The 17,831-nt window shown below is 42.7% G+C and carries 15 protein-coding genes; 10 read left to right on the top strand and 5 right to left on the bottom strand.

Going from position 1 to position 17,831, the window contains the following annotated elements:
• Positions 1-203: 203 nt before the first annotated feature.
• Positions 204-1,850, bottom strand: coding sequence for an RluA family pseudouridine synthase (locus tag A0125_RS02770; RefSeq protein WP_231863095.1), 1,647 nt, complete (start codon positions 1,848-1,850; stop codon positions 204-206).
• A 134-nt stretch (positions 1,851-1,984) separates the two neighbouring features.
• Between A0125_RS02770 and A0125_RS02765 the strand changes: the two genes are divergently transcribed.
• Positions 1,985-3,427 carry a dicarboxylate/amino acid:cation symporter gene (locus tag A0125_RS02765; RefSeq protein ID WP_066751782.1) on the top strand — a complete coding sequence of 481 codons (1,443 nt, stop codon included), beginning with the start codon at positions 1,985-1,987 and terminating at the stop codon, positions 3,425-3,427.
• 98 nt (positions 3,428-3,525) lie between these two features.
• Here A0125_RS02765 and A0125_RS02760 read toward each other — a convergent pair whose 3' ends face one another.
• The 4 genes from A0125_RS02760 to A0125_RS02745 are packed head-to-tail and all read right to left on the bottom strand — an operon-like array spanning position 3,526 to position 6,938.
• Positions 3,526-4,338 carry a phosphate ABC transporter ATP-binding protein gene (locus A0125_RS02760; RefSeq protein ID WP_066751779.1) on the bottom strand — a complete coding sequence of 271 codons (813 nt, stop codon included), beginning with the start codon at positions 4,336-4,338 and terminating at the stop codon, positions 3,526-3,528.
• Positions 4,293-5,165 (bottom strand): PstA family ABC transporter permease, encoded by an 873-nt coding sequence (locus A0125_RS02755; RefSeq protein ID WP_066751776.1) that lies wholly within the window; start codon positions 5,163-5,165, stop codon positions 4,293-4,295. The genes A0125_RS02760 and A0125_RS02755 overlap by 46 nt, the downstream gene beginning before the upstream one ends.
• Positions 5,158-6,045, bottom strand: coding sequence for a phosphate ABC transporter permease subunit PstC (pstC, locus tag A0125_RS02750; RefSeq protein ID WP_066751773.1), 888 nt, complete (start codon positions 6,043-6,045; stop codon positions 5,158-5,160). Before pstC ends, A0125_RS02755 begins: the two co-directional genes overlap by 8 nt.
• Entirely contained in the window at positions 6,042-6,938 is an 897-nt protein-coding gene (locus A0125_RS02745) for a PstS family phosphate ABC transporter substrate-binding protein (RefSeq protein ID WP_231863094.1), read from the bottom strand. The genes pstC and A0125_RS02745 overlap by 4 nt, the downstream gene beginning before the upstream one ends.
• A gap of 236 nt (positions 6,939-7,174) precedes the next feature.
• Here A0125_RS02745 and A0125_RS02740 point away from each other — a divergent pair, with 236 nt between their 5' ends.
• The 9 genes from A0125_RS02740 (at position 7,175) to A0125_RS02700 (ending at position 17,829) form a co-directional block, all read left to right on the top strand.
• Entirely contained in the window at positions 7,175-9,280 is a 2,106-nt protein-coding gene (locus A0125_RS02740) for a HEPN domain-containing protein (RefSeq protein WP_066751768.1), read from the top strand.
• A gap of 29 nt (positions 9,281-9,309) precedes the next feature.
• Positions 9,310-10,074, top strand: a complete 765-nt coding sequence (gene cobA, locus A0125_RS02735) for a uroporphyrinogen-III C-methyltransferase (protein ID WP_066751765.1) — start codon at positions 9,310-9,312, stop codon at positions 10,072-10,074.
• Between the two features lie 4 nt (positions 10,075-10,078).
• Positions 10,079-10,651 carry a precorrin-2 dehydrogenase/sirohydrochlorin ferrochelatase family protein gene (locus A0125_RS02730; protein ID WP_066751762.1) on the top strand — a complete coding sequence of 191 codons (573 nt, stop codon included), beginning with the start codon at positions 10,079-10,081 and terminating at the stop codon, positions 10,649-10,651.
• Entirely contained in the window at positions 10,648-11,346 is a 699-nt protein-coding gene (locus A0125_RS02725) for a phosphoadenylyl-sulfate reductase (RefSeq protein ID WP_197464740.1), read from the top strand. Before A0125_RS02730 ends, A0125_RS02725 begins: the two co-directional genes overlap by 4 nt.
• 8 nt (positions 11,347-11,354) lie before the next feature.
• Positions 11,355-12,245: a sulfate adenylyltransferase subunit CysD gene (gene cysD, locus A0125_RS02720; protein WP_066751756.1), complete on the top strand. Its 891-nt coding sequence runs from the start codon at positions 11,355-11,357 to the stop codon at positions 12,243-12,245.
• 30 nt (positions 12,246-12,275) lie between these two features.
• Positions 12,276-13,523: a sulfate adenylyltransferase subunit 1 gene (locus A0125_RS02715; protein ID WP_066751752.1), complete on the top strand. Its 1,248-nt coding sequence runs from the start codon at positions 12,276-12,278 to the stop codon at positions 13,521-13,523.
• Between the two features lie 553 nt (positions 13,524-14,076).
• Positions 14,077-16,458: an outer membrane beta-barrel family protein gene (locus tag A0125_RS02710; protein ID WP_082784858.1), complete on the top strand. Its 2,382-nt coding sequence runs from the start codon at positions 14,077-14,079 to the stop codon at positions 16,456-16,458.
• An 89-nt stretch (positions 16,459-16,547) separates the two neighbouring features.
• On the top strand, positions 16,548-17,072 hold the full coding sequence (locus A0125_RS02705; protein ID WP_231863092.1) for an RNA polymerase sigma-70 factor: 525 nt from the start codon (positions 16,548-16,550) through the stop codon (positions 17,070-17,072).
• A gap of 49 nt (positions 17,073-17,121) precedes the next feature.
• A complete protein-coding gene (locus tag A0125_RS02700) occupies positions 17,122-17,829 on the top strand; it encodes a hypothetical protein (RefSeq protein WP_066751746.1) in 708 nt (235 codons plus the stop codon).
• Positions 17,830-17,831: the final 2 nt, after the last annotated feature.

The raw sequence follows: 17,831 nt of genomic DNA, 5'->3' as shown, positions 1-17,831 counted from the left end.
ACCAAAAATGATGAATAGGTTTCCTATTTCTTTTCTTGCTAATAACTTATACAGTCCGCACGCGGCTGTAGACATATTTCAGTTTTTGTTGTAAGCGTTTTCGCTTAGTTTGTGTTGGGTAGCAGCCTTCGGGCTGCTATTTTTATTCACTGGGTTGCAAGGTGATTGTTCATTTGATTAAAATGGATCAGCCACTTCAAAGACTACACGTTCGAGCGATATAGGATGCGAAAAGCGATATATCCTGCATGTAAATGCAAGCGATCAGCTTTTTTGCCATACAAATCGTCTCCTACAATAGGTGTATTCAACCCTAAACTATGTGCGGCATGCACACGCAATTGATGCGTGCGTCCAGTGAGCGGAAAAAAATGTATCCTAGTTTTTCCATCTTCAACCTTCACGACTGTGTAATTAGTATGTGCTGGCTTTCCGTGTGTATAACAAACCATTTGCCGAGGGCGATCATCCAAATCGACACGAAGTGGCAAAGAGATTGTACCATTCTTGTTTGCTAAATGGCCATCCAATATTGCAGTATAGCGCTTCACCACTTCATGTTTAATAAACTGATCTTGAATAATGCGATGTGCTTCTTTGTGCTTGGCCAACACGATGATACCGGAGGTAGACATATCTAAACGATGAATGATGACTGGTCCGGTAATCTCTGCTCGCAACGACAATATGCGGTTGTACACGCTATCTTTTATCTGAATTCCTGGCACAGATAGCAATTCAGCAGGTTTATTCACGACTATCAGATGATCATCTTCGAAGATGATATCTAATCCGGACGGTGTATTCGGCGTTTGTACCAATGGATTAGATTCTACCGACAATCCCTGCATCATAAAATGGAGAATGGGCTCGCATTTGCCACGGCAAGAAGGATAAAATTGCTCATGCCGACGTACTTCTGCCGAGGGCGAAGTACCCCACCAAAACTCGGCCATACAGATTGGCCTATACTGATTTTGATAAGCATATTGGAACAATTTTGGTGCGGCGCATTCTCCGGCGCCGGCTGGCGGTATGCTGCCAGCGTACGATTCAAATAGATCAACTACATTTTTCGTGTTCCCATTGGCATTAAGAAACTGATATTGGTCAAATATCTTCTGCTGAAGTGCCGAAGAACGTTGTTTACGCTCTTCTTTAAGCTGCCGCAGTGCTATTTGCCACTGCTGCTCTTCGGCCTGCGCAACGCGCAAGCGTTCTTGACAGGAGCGCTTCACGAGATCGTACTCATGTTGATCGCGGTAGCTTTGTTTAACCAAATCGGCTAGTATTTCCGCAGTTTTCGCATCGTTTGCATCCAACGTACTACGAACATGTTTTCTTTCGCTTTTCAATTGCTTCTGCTTTATACGCGCAGCTTGCAAGCACTGTTCATTTTCCAACTCCACGGTATCTAACATCGCTCTGGCATGTAGCCAAGCATCAGATTGCTCCAATACATAGATTTCGCGGTTTATCTCGTTGATACGTTGTTCTTCTTGGAGAAAAAAACCATCTTCATCCAACATATCATATATGGGCGGCACGAAAAAAACATGCTGATTACTATTCGCCAATTTCCCAGAGACGGCAGCAAGATATCCAAGCTGTCCTTTCTGATTTTGCACGACCATTACTCCAAACATTTTTCCGATAGCCAAATCCGACGTAGCGCCTGTCAGTCCAAAGTTGTGCACAAAATCATTTTGATGCTTCAGGTAGGCTTTTACTTCTTCTGCTGCACGCACACTCAACGGATGAGGATCGTAACTAAATGGATAGGTAAACAAGTCAGGTAGAGTTTCCGTATTGTTTGACAGGTGGTGAAAATAACGATCAGTTGTTGCCATATGATGTAGACAAAATTAGCGAATTGTGCGTTATGTAAAAAGGCCGTTTTAAAGCATCTTAATTCAACCCGAACATTTGGTTTACCCGCCTATTTTTATATTTTTGCTGAAATAAGGTTAAACCACCACATTACATGCAAAAATCAAAAATTGCTTTTGTAACACTTATAACCATTGCATTAGCTTCTATCATTACCTTACTTTCGGAATTCGAGATTGTCTCCATTTCCAGTACTGGAATGATGGCCGTACGCTGGGTTACCGCTGTTGTACTTGTTCTTAATGCGCTAGTTAGACGCAACCTGACTACTTGGATACTAACCAGTATGGCACTCGGTGTCTTCATTGGCGTGGATTTTCCTAATGTAGCTCGTGCATTGCAACCGCTAAGTCAGGGATTCATCAAACTCGTCAAAACGATCGTCGGTCCGATCTTATTTGCTACGTTAGTTTACGGTATTGCGGGTCATTCCGACTTAAAACAAGTAGGCCGAATGGCGTGGAAATCGTTGTTGTATTTCTTTTGCGCCACTACCTGTGCGATTTTTATTGGATTAGCTGCCATAAATATTACACAAGCGGGTGTAGGAATCGATGTGGAGAATATGCCGCACGAAGAATTACCACAATCGACCTCTACGGTTTCGGCCTCCGATTTGGCCGCTTTGGAACACATCGATGAGTCAGCACATGGGATTTATAAGTTCGCTTCATTTTTCCGAGATACATTTCCAGAAAATATTGTAAAATCAGTTTACGAGAATAAGGTCTTACAGATCGTCGTGTTCGCCGTCATATTTGGTATTGGACTTGCGATGGTACCTGAAGAAAAGCGCAAGCCGATGGTGGCATTTACAGAAAGCTTATCAGAAGCGATGTTTAAGTTCACCAATCTTATCATGTACTTTGCACCTATTGGTGTAGGAGCGGCGATGGCATATACAGTTGGTCATTTAGGAGTCGATATTTTGAAGAATCTCTTCATGCTATTAGCTACTTTATATATTGCACTGATATTCTTTATATTACTGGTGCTATTTCCAGTAATGATCTATTTAAAAGTACCAATCAAGCAGTTCTTGGCTGCTATTAAAGAACCGGTATCTATCGCGTTTGCTACAACTAGTTCTGATGCGGCTTTGCCTAAGGCTATGAGTGCTATGGAACGTTTTGGTGTACCACGGAAAATTGTATCATTCGTTATCCCAACCGGATATAGTTTCAATCTGGATGGTACTTCACTTTATCTTTCTTTAGCTTCGATATTCGTGGCGCAGGCTGCAGGAATGGATCTCAGTTTCGGGCAGCAATTAATGATTGCCTTCACACTAATGATTACTTCCAAAGGCGTAGCTGCAGTACCGCGTGCTTCCTTGATTATCTTAATAGCCACCGCTGATCAATTTGGTTTACCTACTTTCGTGATTGCTGCTATTTTGGGTATTGATGAGCTGATGGATATGGCACGCACGTCTGTTAATGTCATTGGCAACTGTTTAGCGACAGTCGTAGTCGCTAAATGGGAGGGAGAATTTGATGCAGAAGCGCCATTTCGTCAAGACGACATGGCAGACTAATAAATAGTTGCGCTCTGATGTTTGGCTTTTTAGCTGACTAAGCATAGAGTGAAAATGAAAAAGGGGGCTTACAATATGATATTGTAAGCCCCCTTTTCTTAGGATATGAATCCTTTTACATATTGCTTCGTGAGCTCTTGCTGTGGATTTAATAAAATATCTTCGGTCTTCCCGAATTCGACCACCTCACCTTGATATACGAAGAGTATATAGTCAGAGACACGTCTGGCTTGTCGCAAAATGTGCGTAACCAGCACAATGGTATAATCTTTTTTCAAGTCAATTAGCAGGTTTTCAATTGTCTGTGTTGAAATTGGATCTAAGGCCGAGGTGGATTCATCGCCTAAGATAATTTCGGGTTGAACTGCCAAACCCCTTGCTAGGCACAAGCGCTGCTGTTGACCAATAGATAATCGAGTAGCCGACGTATGTAAACGATCTTTTACCTCATCCCACAAGCCCACATTACGGAGCTGCGTTTCTGCGATCTGTTTCAACTTATTTTTGTCACGCTCACCATGAATGCGCGGGCCATATACAATGTTATCATAGATGGACATTGGCAGTGGAAAAGGTTTTTGCGACAGCAAGCCCATTTTTTTCCGAATATGTGTTACCTCCGCATCTCTGCCGTAAATATCATCTCCATCCACCAGTACTGAGCCGCTCACTTGTACTTCCTTACTATCATCCAGTAAACGATTAAGGGTTTTCAATAAAGTGGTTTTGCCACATCCCGATGGACCGATGATCGAGGTAATGGAGTTATTGGGGATGTCCAAACTGACGTTTTTCAAGATTTGTTTTCCCTCGATATGTACATTCAGATCTTTAATCTGTATCAATGGCTTCACGGCGGTGTCGATCAAAGCTTGTGTTTCTTTTGTTTCGCTGCTAGTAAGTGTGTGCATAAAACGATGAATAAAATAATGAATGTCAGAACCAAAGCGGATGCATATGCTCTTCCTTGTACTTCGGGAATCGGACTGCTTAATTGAAAGAAGATAGCCAGAGGCAACGTAGCGGCTGGCTCATCGATATATTTGGGCATATTGTCACTGAATCCAGTCGTGAGTAATACGCCAGCTACATCGCCGATAGCGCGACCAAAAGCCAATAAAATGGCAGTAAATATGCCCGGCCTTATATATTTAAGGACGACACGCGCGGCTTCCCATCGCGTAGCTCCCAAAGAAAAAGTTACCTGCGTCAGGTCGATAGGGACTGTTTTTAACAACTCGTCGATAGTACGTACCACAATCGGTATGGTCAATAAAGTTATGGTGATGATTCCTCCCAGCAATGATGCGCGAATTCCCAACCAGATCATGATACTGAATGCTATAGCACCATATACGATGGAAGGAATGCCAAATAAGACATCAAACAATAACTTTGCACTACGCGCAGTAAAAGAATTTTTTGGCACATACAAATTGAGGTACAATGAGATGGGAATCCCAACCAGCGTAGCGATTCCGGTGGATGCTAATGCCAGATACAAAGAACCTAGAATCGCGTTGAGAATACCACCGCCCTTACCTAAATAAAAGCCCCCTTGTGGAGCTTGTGAAATCATCTCCCAAGATAGATACGGCAGTCCTTTGTATAAGATCGTACCTACAATAAAAAACAGAGATCCAGTAATAAGGATACCGGATAATTGCATCAGAATTTTTGCAATCTTTTCTTTACGAAGACGCCATTCGATCTGCTGATTAGGAAACTGCCTAGCCATGATCCTCCAATCTGCTTAGTACAATCCGAGAGATCAGGTTGAATCCAAAAATAATAACAAACAGTAGAAGTGCAGCAAACATTAGCGCAGCATCATACATAGGGATCGACATCATTTCGCCAAAATTATTGGCAATCAGAGCCGGAATCGGATAACCAGCGTCAAACCAAGAAGCGGGTATCTGCGGCACGTTGCCACAAACCATCAGCACTGCAATAGTTTCGCCTATAGCGCGCGAAATTCCTAATACAATTGCCGCAATGATACCGGGTTTTGCTTTCCTTAAGCTGACAGATACAATGGTTTCCCAATGGGTGGCACCTAATGATAAAGAGGCATCTTTCAATTCTTGCGGAACAGTCTGCATGACCTCAACCATGATACTGATGAGTATTGGAAAAATCATCACGGCCAATACTATACCTCCAGCAAAAACGGAAAATCCCGTCGTTTCGATGCCAAAAAGCGGTGCGATATATTGACTGATAATAGGTACTACAAACAAAATGCCCCACACGCCATACAACACTGGCGGAATGGCTGCCAGTACATTCATTAAAGGTAATACCGATTTACGCAAACGATCTGATGCGAATTCGACCAGATAAATAGAAGCCATTATGCATAACGGGACTGATATTATGAGCGCTATTAAAGTGACCCAAATCGTACCGAGAATAAACGGCAGAAACCCAAAATGGCCTTTTAGCGGCGACCAAACGCTACTGCTTAAAATCTCCCACAAATTTTCATGCTGTAGTAGCGGCCATGCCTTAATGGTTAGCCCCAGCGCAATCATCAACACGACCAATATCTTCGCAGCTAATAAAAATGCGGAACCAAACTGTACCAGTTTATCTACCCAAAGTCTGTACGTCATTTTGTTAACAGTTTTTGATTCTCCTTTGCAATGGCTTGCTCATTAAGCGGAACGTAGCCATTCTCTAATAAATAGCCTTGTTGCTCTTTTTCCAATACAAATTGGATAAAGGCTTTCAAGAGTACATTATCTCGTTGTTCGTTATGAATTACAAACATCAAATCTCGCGCTGGTGGGCTCGGATACTTATCGGCCGCTACGGCTTCCGTTAGCTTAGGCAGTGTGCTATAAAAATCTTCATCCGGATCGATCTTTCCGTTTTCATTTTTATCAATCGGTATCACTGCTAGTCCAGCACTTGTACGTTTTGTTTTCAGATCGAAGAGGTAATTAATGTTATTAAATCCAATCGAAAGCGGTCGATCCCTAATCGCTTGCGCAATACCAGGGTCACCAAAAATTCCGATTCCTTTCAGATCTTCCTGATTCACACCCAAAAATTTTGCCCATGTCTCTGCAGCGCCAGCTGCATCGGATCGCGTATAGACATCGATTGGTTGCGCCACAAACCGGGCATCTATGTCATTCCAATTTTGATACTTCTGCGTGACAAAAACGTCAATCAACTCTTGGCGAGTCAATCCGCGCTGAGCAATTAATTCAAAGTTGGGGTGTGCGTTATTAATCGTACCGATCACAGCATCTTTAGCTACAAAAACAGGGAAGGCACCCTTATCCAATTCCTGCTGGTGCAAATCGCGAGAAACCAGCCCAATATCGACCATATTAGTCAGCACATCGGTAATGCCTTTACCAGCGCCACCAGCAGAAATGTTGAACCGAACCTCTGGATGCAAAGCTTTAAAATCTTCACTCCATAATATCGCTATTGGATACAAAGCAAATGCGCCAGAGATGGAAATATTCCCCATCAATTCGCCTTTTTCATTCACACCCCTTTTTGTTTTTGGTGCGCATCCGGCTATAAAAACTAATAAAACCAAACTAACTACTTGAAATACATAGTGTTTGATGTACACTCTTCTTAATTCATGCATAACTATACCAACAAATATATAGTAAATTGGTAGATATTATGGGTTTTGTATATATTTTTTTTAGATTTGTGCTGTGGACATTATGATAATGATTAGCCACGGAGATAAGGTATTGAAATTTACAAGAGATTATGCAGAGTTTTCGAACAGAGCTGGAGAACCCGGTCGTTGAACAAGAAATTATTGCCTTAGCGCAGAAAATCCGTGATTATCATGCGGGAACGCTACCTGAGGAAAAATTTCGCTCGTTGCGCCTTGCGCGCGGTGTGTATGGTCAACGGCAGGCCGGCGTGCAGATGGTTCGTATCAAATTACCATTTGGCCGCGTAACTTTTCAGCAGCTATTAAAAATAGCAGATGTATCCGATGAGTACGCAAGTAAGAATCTTCATCTTACCACAAGACAGGATATACAGATCCATTACGTGAGTCTGGATAAAACGCCAGAATTATGGGCGAAGCTAGCGGAAGATGATATCACGTTGCGAGAAGCTTGCGGAAATACTGTTCGTAATGTGACTGCTTCAGCAACCGCTGGAATTGATCCAGATGAGCCGTTTGATGTATCTCCATACGCACATGCTACATTTTTATATTTCTTACGTAACCCTATATGTGCGGAGATGGGTCGTAAAATTAAGATATCGTTCTCATCGAGCGAAAAGGATTCAGCATTTTCATATATCCATGACTTTGGTTTTATACCAAAAGTGAAGGTTATTGATGGCTTAGAGGTCCGTGGTTTCAAGGTTATGATGGGAGGAGGCCTAGGAGCGCAACCCATACTAGCACACCCAATTTTTGACTTCTTGCCTTCCGATGAGATTATTCCTTATATGGAAGCTACATTACGAGTCTTTGACCGGCATGGAGAGCGCAACAACCGCAATAAAGCTCGTTTCAAATACTTAATCCAGAAACTAGGGTTAGAAGAGGTACTTAGCCTAATCGAGACGGAGAAAAAAGCTATAAAGTCCAAAAAATTCGCTATCGATCTACATGCTGTTGAGCAACCCTTAGCGCCAATGGCAGCCATTGAGCGCACGACACCAGTGGATCCCTTGGCCTACGAGATCTGGAAACAGACTAACGTATTTGCACAAAAACAAGCAGGTTATTTTGGAGTGTATGTCAAAGTGCTTACCGGTGATATCCCCACGAGCAAAGCACGGATTCTGGTCGACGGTATCAGAGATCATATTGCAGATGATATACGCATTACACAAGATCAAAACCTTTTATTTAAATATGTACGCGAAGAGTCATTGCCACATATTTACAATCTACTACATGAGCTAGGTTATGCACGCGCCGGATATGATAGTACTTCAGACGTCACAACCTGTCCGGGTACAGATACTTGTAATCTAGGTATTTCCAACTCCACAGAAATGGCGCGTGTTATCGAGCAATATATTCATGAATTTCATGCCGATTTTGTTCACGAGAAACAGCTAAAGATTAAAATTTCTGGTTGTATGAATTCCTGCGGGCAACATGGCTTAGCGCACATCGGCTTCCATGGAAGCTCGGTAAAGGCTGACGGGAAAGTAGTTCCAGCTGCACAAGTCATGCTAGGTGGTGGTACCTTAGGCGACGGACTGGGAAGAGTGGCTGAGCGCGTCATCAAGGTACCCACAAAACGTGTACTGCAAGTCGCAGATGTATTATTGATTGACTTTAAGAATAATCGCGAATTCGACGAAAAATTTCATGCTTATTACGAACGGCAGAGCAAAGATTATTTCTACCGCTTGTTGAAACCCTTAGCAGATTTGACAACGCTGACAGAAGATGAGTTTGTAGATTGGGGGCACGAAGGTACGTTTTCGACCGCCATTGGTGTAGGAGAGTGTGCCGGTGTGGTCATTGATTTAGTAGCGACGTTGTTGTTCGAATCAGAAGAAAAAATTGATTGGGCACGACAAGCTTTGGAGAAAGCCCAGTATGCTGATGCGATCTATCATAGCTACAGCTCATTTGTGGGCACAGCCAAAGCATTACTATTGGACAAAGGGGTGAATGCCAGCACGCAAGCACAAGTGATTGCAGAGTTTGATACAAAATTTGTGCAAGAAGCATTATTTTCCTTTCCCCAATCATTCTCAGAGAGAGTATTACAAATCAATAAGTTTGAGCCCTCTAAAGAATTTGCAGAAGCTTACCTAACACAAGCTACAGCTTTTTATTTGGAAGCTGTGGAGCGAAGAGAAGCCCTGCGTGTAGCTAACACCTAATAACTAAGCAAAACAAGAAAAGACACCGAATGAAAGATATAAAACCATTTATCACCTTAGTAGGAGCAGGTCCTGGCGACGCGGAATTAATCACCTTAAAAGGTATTAAAGCCATTCGCGAAGCAGATGTGATCTTGTATGATGCTTTGGTTAATGATGAGCTCTTGGAACACGCAAAGCCTGATTGTGTCAAAGTATACGTTGGTAAGCGTGCGGAACGATTATCTACTTCACAAGATGAAATCAACAAGCTACTGGTTGATTATGCAATGAATTATGGTCATGTGGTGCGTTTGAAAGGAGGCGATCCGTTTGTATTTGGCAGAGGCGGCGAAGAATTAGATTATGCCCATGCACACCATATTAAAACTGCGGTCGTTCCTGGTATTTCTTCTTCAATTTCTCTAACAGGATTACAACAGATTCCGCTAACGTATCGCCATATTGCGGAAAGCTTTTGGGTGATTACGGGATCAAAGTCGGATACGCAGCTATCCGAAGATATACAACTTGCCGTCAAAAGTACGGCTACCGTTGTGATCCTTATGGGATTTGCTAAGTTAGCAGAAATCGCATCGACCTATCAGCGCGAGGGGAAAAACACATTACCTATCGCTGTGATACAAAACGGTTCTACGAACGAAGAACGTATCGTGCTAGGCACTATAGACACAATCGTTGATCAAGTACGCAATGCCGAATTAGGCGCGCCAGCAATCATCGTGGTGGGCGAAGTTGTCGCCAAGCATCGCGAATTTGCAGCAGTCATGGAGCAGGTAGAAAAAAACTATTAGCCGTATGAACACCTTGTTTCCCATATATATAAAGATGCACCAGATTCAGACTTTGGTAGTAGGCGCGGGGCCGGTCGGGCTCGAAAAACTACAGGCTATTTTAAATAATTCGCCGCAGGCTAAGGTGCATGTAGTGGCAGAAGAGATCAGCGACGATTTCTCTGCATTTGTACGTGATCGAGCGACCGTTGTTGTGTCGCAAAGGTCATTTAAAGAAGCGGATTTAGATGGGATTGATGTGGCTATTTTAGCAACGGATAATGCGGATTTAAACCATTGGGTAAGAAAATTAGCGAGCGCCAAGCATATTTTACTTAACGTAGCCGATAAACCTAGCTTGTGTGATTTCTATCTAGGATCTGTTGTACAAAAAGGTGATCTCAAGATTGGCATATCGACCAATGGCAAATCGCCCACGATCGCTAAGCGCGTGAAAGAATTGCTGCAAGAACTTATACCGGAAGAAATTGATGAAACCTTGGCATTGATGCAAGCCATGAGAAACGAGTTAAAAGGAGATCTTCAGCACAAGATTTCGGTGTTGAACGCACACACAAAGGAGTTATTGATAAAATGATTGCGGCTTTAAGAAGAGATATTGAAGGTCTGGGAGCAAGGGAGATCTTGGTGTATTTGCAGCAGCATTATGCTAAAGAGTCGATCTTTTCGACCTCTTTTGGGATCGAAGATCAGGTAATCACACATTTGCTCTACGAAGTACAAAGCCAGATCGATATTTTCACATTAGATACTGGCCGGCTTTTCCCGGAAACCTATTACGTATGGAATAGAACTTTAGAAACCTACGGTTTCCCGATTCGTCCGTATTATCCCCAAACTGATGCCGTAGAGCAAATGGTGGCGTTAAAAGGTCCATCCAGCTTTTATGAAAGCGTTGAAAACCGCAAGGAATGCTGTTTTATCCGAAAAATAGAACCATTACAACGAGCGATTAAAGGGTATAAGATCTGGATAACAGGCATTCGTGGCGATCAATCGGCCAATAGACACGATATGCAGCAGGTCGAGTGGGATGAAGGAAATCAGTTAATAAAGATTCATCCTTTGTTTCACTGGACATTAGAAGAGGTGGAGTCGTTTTTGAAAAGAAATTTTGTTCCCTATAATCCTTTGCATGATAAAGGATTCCCTAGCATTGGTTGCCAACCTTGCACGAGAGCCGTAGCGCCAGGGCAAGATTTTAGAGCGGGACGCTGGTGGTGGGAAGATCAGAGCAAAAAAGAATGTGGTTTACATGCTACGAGTAAATAAGTAAACAGATGGATTATTTAGATCATTTAGAGGCGGAGGCCATTTATATATTGCGAGAAGTTGCTGGTCAGTTTGAAAACCCGGCGTTATTGTTCTCAGGCGGAAAAGATTCGATTACACTGGTTCATTTGGCCAAGAAAGCGTTTAGACCAGGAAAATTTCCTTTTCCTTTAGTACATATCGATACCGGTCACAATTTTCCAGAGACGATCAGCTTTCGTGATCAACTTATAGCAGAACTGGGCGAAAAGTTGATTGTAGGGTACGTACAAGATAGCATCGATCAGGGAAAAGTAGTCGAGCAAACGGGGAAAAACGCCAGCAGAAATGCATTGCAAACAGTCACTTTGCTCGATACCATTGAGCAGTACGGTTTCGATGCTTGTATTGGAGGTGCCCGACGTGACGAGGAAAAAGCACGCGCTAAAGAACGTATATTTTCGGTACGTGATGAATTTGGGCAGTGGGATCCAAAGCGGCAGCGTCCTGAACTGTGGAATATCCTGAATGGCAGGATTCATAAAGGCGAAAATGTTCGCGTATTTCCTATTTCTAACTGGACCGAACTAGATGTATGGAATTACATAAAACGTGAAAATATAGCGTTGCCATCGATCTACTTCAGTCATCAACGTGAGGTCGTGTTGCGCAATGGACAGTGGATGGCCGCTGCGCCATTTTTGCAAATCGACGACACTGATACAGTGGATTATAAATCCGTGCGCTTCAGAACAGTAGGGGATATGACTTGCACGGCGGCTGTAGATTCAGAAGCTGTTGCGTTGGATGATATTATTGAGGAAATACGTTCGTCAACAATAAGTGAACGCGGTGCTCGTATAGACGACAAAGTGTCTGAAGCGGCGATGGAAGAACGAAAAAAACAAGGTTATTTTTAAGCTGCTACGCAGCAAAACGCATTGTACATCATGGATATATTAAAGTTTATAACAGCAGGTTCGGTAGATGATGGGAAAAGCACCTTGATCGGCCGCTTGCTATACGATACCAATTCTGTACTAGACGATCAACTGGAGGCAATCAAGAAAGCCAACCGTAAAAATAATGATGGCACAGTAGATTTGGCCATTTTGACAGATGGTTTGAAGGCCGAACGGGAGCAAGGCATCACGATTGATGTTGCTTATAAATATTTTCAGACGACTCGACGCAAATTCATCATTGCAGATGCACCAGGACATATACAATATACCAGAAATATGGTGACAGGTGCCTCTAATTCAGATTTGATCGTCATCTTAGTCGATGCCCGAAAAGGTGTAATCGAGCAGACCAAAAGACATTCTTTCTTGGCCAAACTGTTATCTATCAAAAAAGTACTCGTCTGCGTAAATAAGATGGACATGGTAGACTACAATGAACAAGTTTTTGAAGATATAAAGGCAGATTATGAGCTGCTAGCCGCTAAACTGGGTTTGGAAAACGTCGATTATATTCCGGTATCAGCACTAAAAGGTGATAATATCGTACACCAATCTCTACGGATGAGTTGGCACAAAGGAAATGCACTGCTGGACTATCTGGAAACTATTGAATTTCAAGTAGCTAAATCATCCAAAGGCTGGCGTTTTCCGGTGCAATGGGTCGTTCGGCCGCAAACCGATGATTTACATGATTACCGAGGTTATGCAGGTCGCGTATTGGGATCTGGATTGCGCGTCGGAGAAAAGGTGCTCATTTTACCAAGCGGTGTTCAAAGTACAATAGAGCGCATCGAGATCAATCAACAAATTTTTGAAGAGGCCGAAGACGGACAGTCGGTGATTGTACATTTGAGTAATGATGTAGATATTTCTCGTGGAGACACGATTGTGAGTGCTGCACATCCAACACACAGCGAGCGCAGTTTCGAAGCCAATATTAGCTGGTTTGATAATAAACCATTAGACACCACACAGCAATATTTACTGCAACATCATAGCCAAACGGTAAAAATTAAAGTTTCTGAGGTTTTATTTAAATATGACGTCAATACGCAAGAACAACACTATGGAACTGAAATTGGACTGAATGATATCGGAAAAATATGTATTAAGTCGGCAAATGAAATTCCATTTGATGTACAAGCCGATTTTCCTGAAAATGGTCGCGCTATAATAATAGATCCACGAAGCAACATTACGGTGGGCGCCATAACGATAGAAAACGTGGCGTAAATGGTCAATAACACATAACTATGTGTTATTTTATATTTCTATTTAACATAATATATATTATAATCCAAACTTAATCACATAATTTATTTTGATTTTTCGACCTCATATGTGTGCACATGTGAGGAATTTATAAATTAATAGATTCAATAATGAATAAATACATTCAATATTATATACTATGCACTAGCACTTTGCTACACATCAAATCACGAAATCACTAATTTCTTCTTTCTATAAAGAACTTTTCTAAATAAGCCTTCGGTAAATCTACAGTTAGGCAACACTCTTATAATAAGGCTGCAAAAATTGCTGTCAGAAAAACATAAATCATTATGATGAATAAGAGCACATATATTTCCATGTATACGATTCCTTTGCACGGTATCTTCACCATTAGCAAAAAATTAAATCAAGCCAACCAGACTTATAAAAATTGAGTTCCTTAGACTCATTAAGAATGCTTACGAAACACTTACTTTATCTAAGCGCAGATTATATTATACCATCCACCCCATTCATTAAGATATAATCTTCCATCGACTTTTAAAAATGGATGACTATATCATGCCGCGACATGACTTTACAAACAAGATTACTCTTCTTTCTTTTTCTACTTTTAGGCGCCAATTTGTACGCGCAAACCAGCATCAAAGGGCGCGTATTATCTGCTGATGGCACACCACAAGCTGATGTTTCCATTATGCTGCTGCGCTCGCCGGATAGCACATTAGTAAGTTCGCAGAAAACAAATGCGGAAGGCGCATATCAACTTCAAATCACGCAAAAAGGCACATTTTTATTACGTGTACAGGCATTAGGCTTTGCCGAATATGTATCTAATGAAATGATGCTAACTCCAGGCGAACAGCGCCTGCTCGATGATATCTATCTGCATGACGACCTCACCGAAATCGCCGCCGTATCCGTCAGCGGACGGCAGCCTGCCATTCGGCAATATGCCGATAAATTGGTGGTTGACGTAGAGGGATCCGTATTGAGTGAAGGCAATAATGCACTTGAATTATTAGAAAAAACGCCGGGCATTATATCCGACGGAAAAGGAAATTTTTCGATTCAAGGACGCTCAGGTGCAAATGTACGTATTGACGGACGTGAAACCTACCTAACTGGAGCGCAATTGGCCAACATGCTGCGCGGTATGCAGGCTACCGATGTGGCCAAACTGGAACTGATGAGCAATCCATCTGCCCGTGAAGATGCCGCTGGAACGGCGGGCATCATCAATATCGTGACCAAGCGCAACAAACGTAGTGGTTTTGGTGGTGATGTATTTGTGCGTGGTTCGCAAAGTAGACGATCGCAAGGAACGATTGGCGGTGCCGTCCATTACAAAGTAAATGGCTGGAATATGTACGCCAACGGTTCTATAGGTCGTGAACAGTCAAAAGATAGCACCTTGGTGGAGCGGCAGTTTTTCAGCAATGGTCTATTTCAAACGCTACAAAAACAAAAAGAAACGAAAGAACTGGATCCTGGCACATTTCACAGCTTGCGTACCGGCGCGAGTTATGAATTCAACGATGGCGGTGTGCTCGATGCCAGCTTTCACTGGATGCGTGGGCGCTTCATCAGCAAATCGCTGATCGATATGGTCACGAGCACCGCGACGGGCAGCACCATGCAGACGGCGACGACAAACAATCAGTTTGATGAAACATTTAACAACCTCACGTTCAACATCAACTACGTGAATAAATACGAAGGCGAAGATCACTTTTTGAAGATCAATTTCGACTATGCGCCGCATACCAATGCGTATAACAATATTTTTCGCACGGATATTGCCAATCTGCAAACGATTGACAACAGCACCACAGCACGCGCAAACGTGCAAGATCTAAGCAACACGACCTATGCTGGCCGATTGGATTACAGCAAGCCTTTTAGCGATCTAGCCAAGCTCGAATTAGGTTGGAAAGCCACGTATTTCTTTATCAGTAATGATGTGCGCAATGATACGTTGAGCGGCAATAGTTGGCTGCGAGATGCCAACACCTCCAATCAATTCCAATACACGCAACATATTCAAGCGGCTTATGCCACGTATTCTGGAAAATTCAACCGCTTCGAATATCAGGCAGGTTTACGCGGAGAATATACCTTTATCAAAGCCAATCAGGTGACGCTAAACGACATCAGCCAACAGCGCTATTTTGACTTGTTCCCGAACGGGTTCTTACTGTACAATATCAACGATGCGAATACGATTCGCGGTTCATTTAGCAGCCGTATTGAGCGCCCAGGTGATCACGATATCAATGCGTTTCGCATTTACGAAGATGCTTTTACGTATTCGGAAGGAAATCCAGAGCTGAAACCCGAGCGCAGTTATATCGGCGAGATCGGACATGGTTATAGAAATGCCCTATTCACCACGGTAAGCATGAGTTATGGGTACGATGTGATCAATTGGATCTCGCGCGTGGGCAGCAATCCGGGCGAAAATTTGACGCGCCCAGCCAACATCGGCGATTTCAAAAATTACAGCGCCAGTATGATGTACAACAATACCTTTTTTCCGTGGTGGACAGGTAGCCATTATCTCAATGCATTTCATAATAATTATCAAGGTGAGATCGATGGTGTGATTCTGGATTCGGAAGGTTCAAGCTGGTCAGCCAACAGCCGCCACACGCTGCACTTGAAGTGGGGATTACGTGCCGAAGTTGCTGGCTATTACAATTCGGGCGTCACGACCGGTGCGATGCGCACCGATCAGCGCTATGGCGTGGATCTGGCGGCCGAGAAAAAAATGCTCAACGATCGCGCCATGTTGAAGTTGGCGGTAACGGGATTGATTCGCAATGGCAATCCGCAATTTACGAGTACGTATGGCGATTTGGTGATCTGGCAATCGGCATTTCCTGATAATCGAAAAGTGATGCTATCGCTGAGTTACCGATTTGGCGAATAAAAAATATAGGTATATGCATAGCAATTTAGGCAATTTTTACTATTAATATTATTTATAATAAATCTAAATAAGTGTATATTTGCGATGCTTTGGAAGAAAATCTACATACGCAATTAGTTCAAATTACCCACGTATCGTTCAAACAACTGTTTGAACGATACTGGAAACGTTTGTTCGGTTTTGCTGTGAAGATGACCGCAGATGAGGAAGATGCAAAGGAGATTGTACAAGAGATTTTTAAATCTTTATGGGAAAGGCGCGCCAGCCTCCATATTGAAGATGTAGAGCGCTATTTGCTTCGATCTGTGAAACTGAAAACCATGGAATACATTCGAAATAAATCAACCAAACAGCGCCACCATGACATCATTCTGAATACGACAAAAATCGATTATGAGGATCAGCAAGTGCAAGTCAAGGAACTCAAACATAAAGTTAATCATCTGGTTGAATCCCTACCAAAGCAATGCAAAAACGTATTCAAGATGAGTCGCGAAGAAGGGATGACGAACAAAGAGATCGCACATATGCTGCTCATCTCTGAACGTGCGGTCGAATACCATATTAGCAAAGCGCTTTCTACCTTAAGAATGGGATTGTATCCGGTAGAATAAGGATTAACTGCAGCTCACAATAATGTATTATCTTTGTAATATTGAAGAGATGAAGATAACCAAAGAATTACTAGAACGCTACGAACTGGGGCAGTGTACCGAGCAGGAAGCGACTGCCGTAAGCCTTTGGTTGGATAGCACTTCTTTGTCGTTGGATGGCGATGACGAGCAAGAAGCCGATATAGCTGAGGACATTATAGAAGATCTGCTGATCGAGCAGGAAATGTGGCAGCACATATCCGCATATATGCAAGAATCGGCTGCCAAGAGCAATATCCCTGAAAGATCTGAAAATTCCAACGCCGTCAAGCTTGCAAAAAACAACGATCCAACCGTAAAATTTGCGGCGCTGATAGCCATCGCGGCTTCGCTACTGATTATCTTAGGAATGGGTTGGTGGTTCTACCCTACTACTGCGAGTAAAGAACATTTGTTCAACGCCAGCAACTCAGACAAAGCGGTCATGCTCTGGAAAGAAGATTCCTTCGAATTCACACTCAGCAAAAACAGTTCGGCCAGCATCAATCTACAATCTGGCAATATGGCCATTTCTGGCGATGTCTTATTCAGTCCTAAGAAAGATATCAAGCTCTATGACAAGCATAATAACACCTCGTTGGATTTTCGGCAGGGAGAAGTATATTTTATCTCCACCGATCCGGATACCAGCGAATTGGTTGTTTATTCTAAATCACAGTTAGAATATCTGCCACCTATTTTACGAAAACACATCCGAAAGCAGTTTCACCTTACTTAATC

The organism is Sphingobacterium populi, assembly GCF_001586775.1.
In the GTDB taxonomy this organism is placed as follows: Bacteria; Bacteroidota; Bacteroidia; order Sphingobacteriales; family Sphingobacteriaceae; genus Sphingobacterium; species Sphingobacterium populi.
Note: the sequence above shows the minus strand (reverse complement) of the source record. Positions and strands in the feature narration are given on the sequence as shown.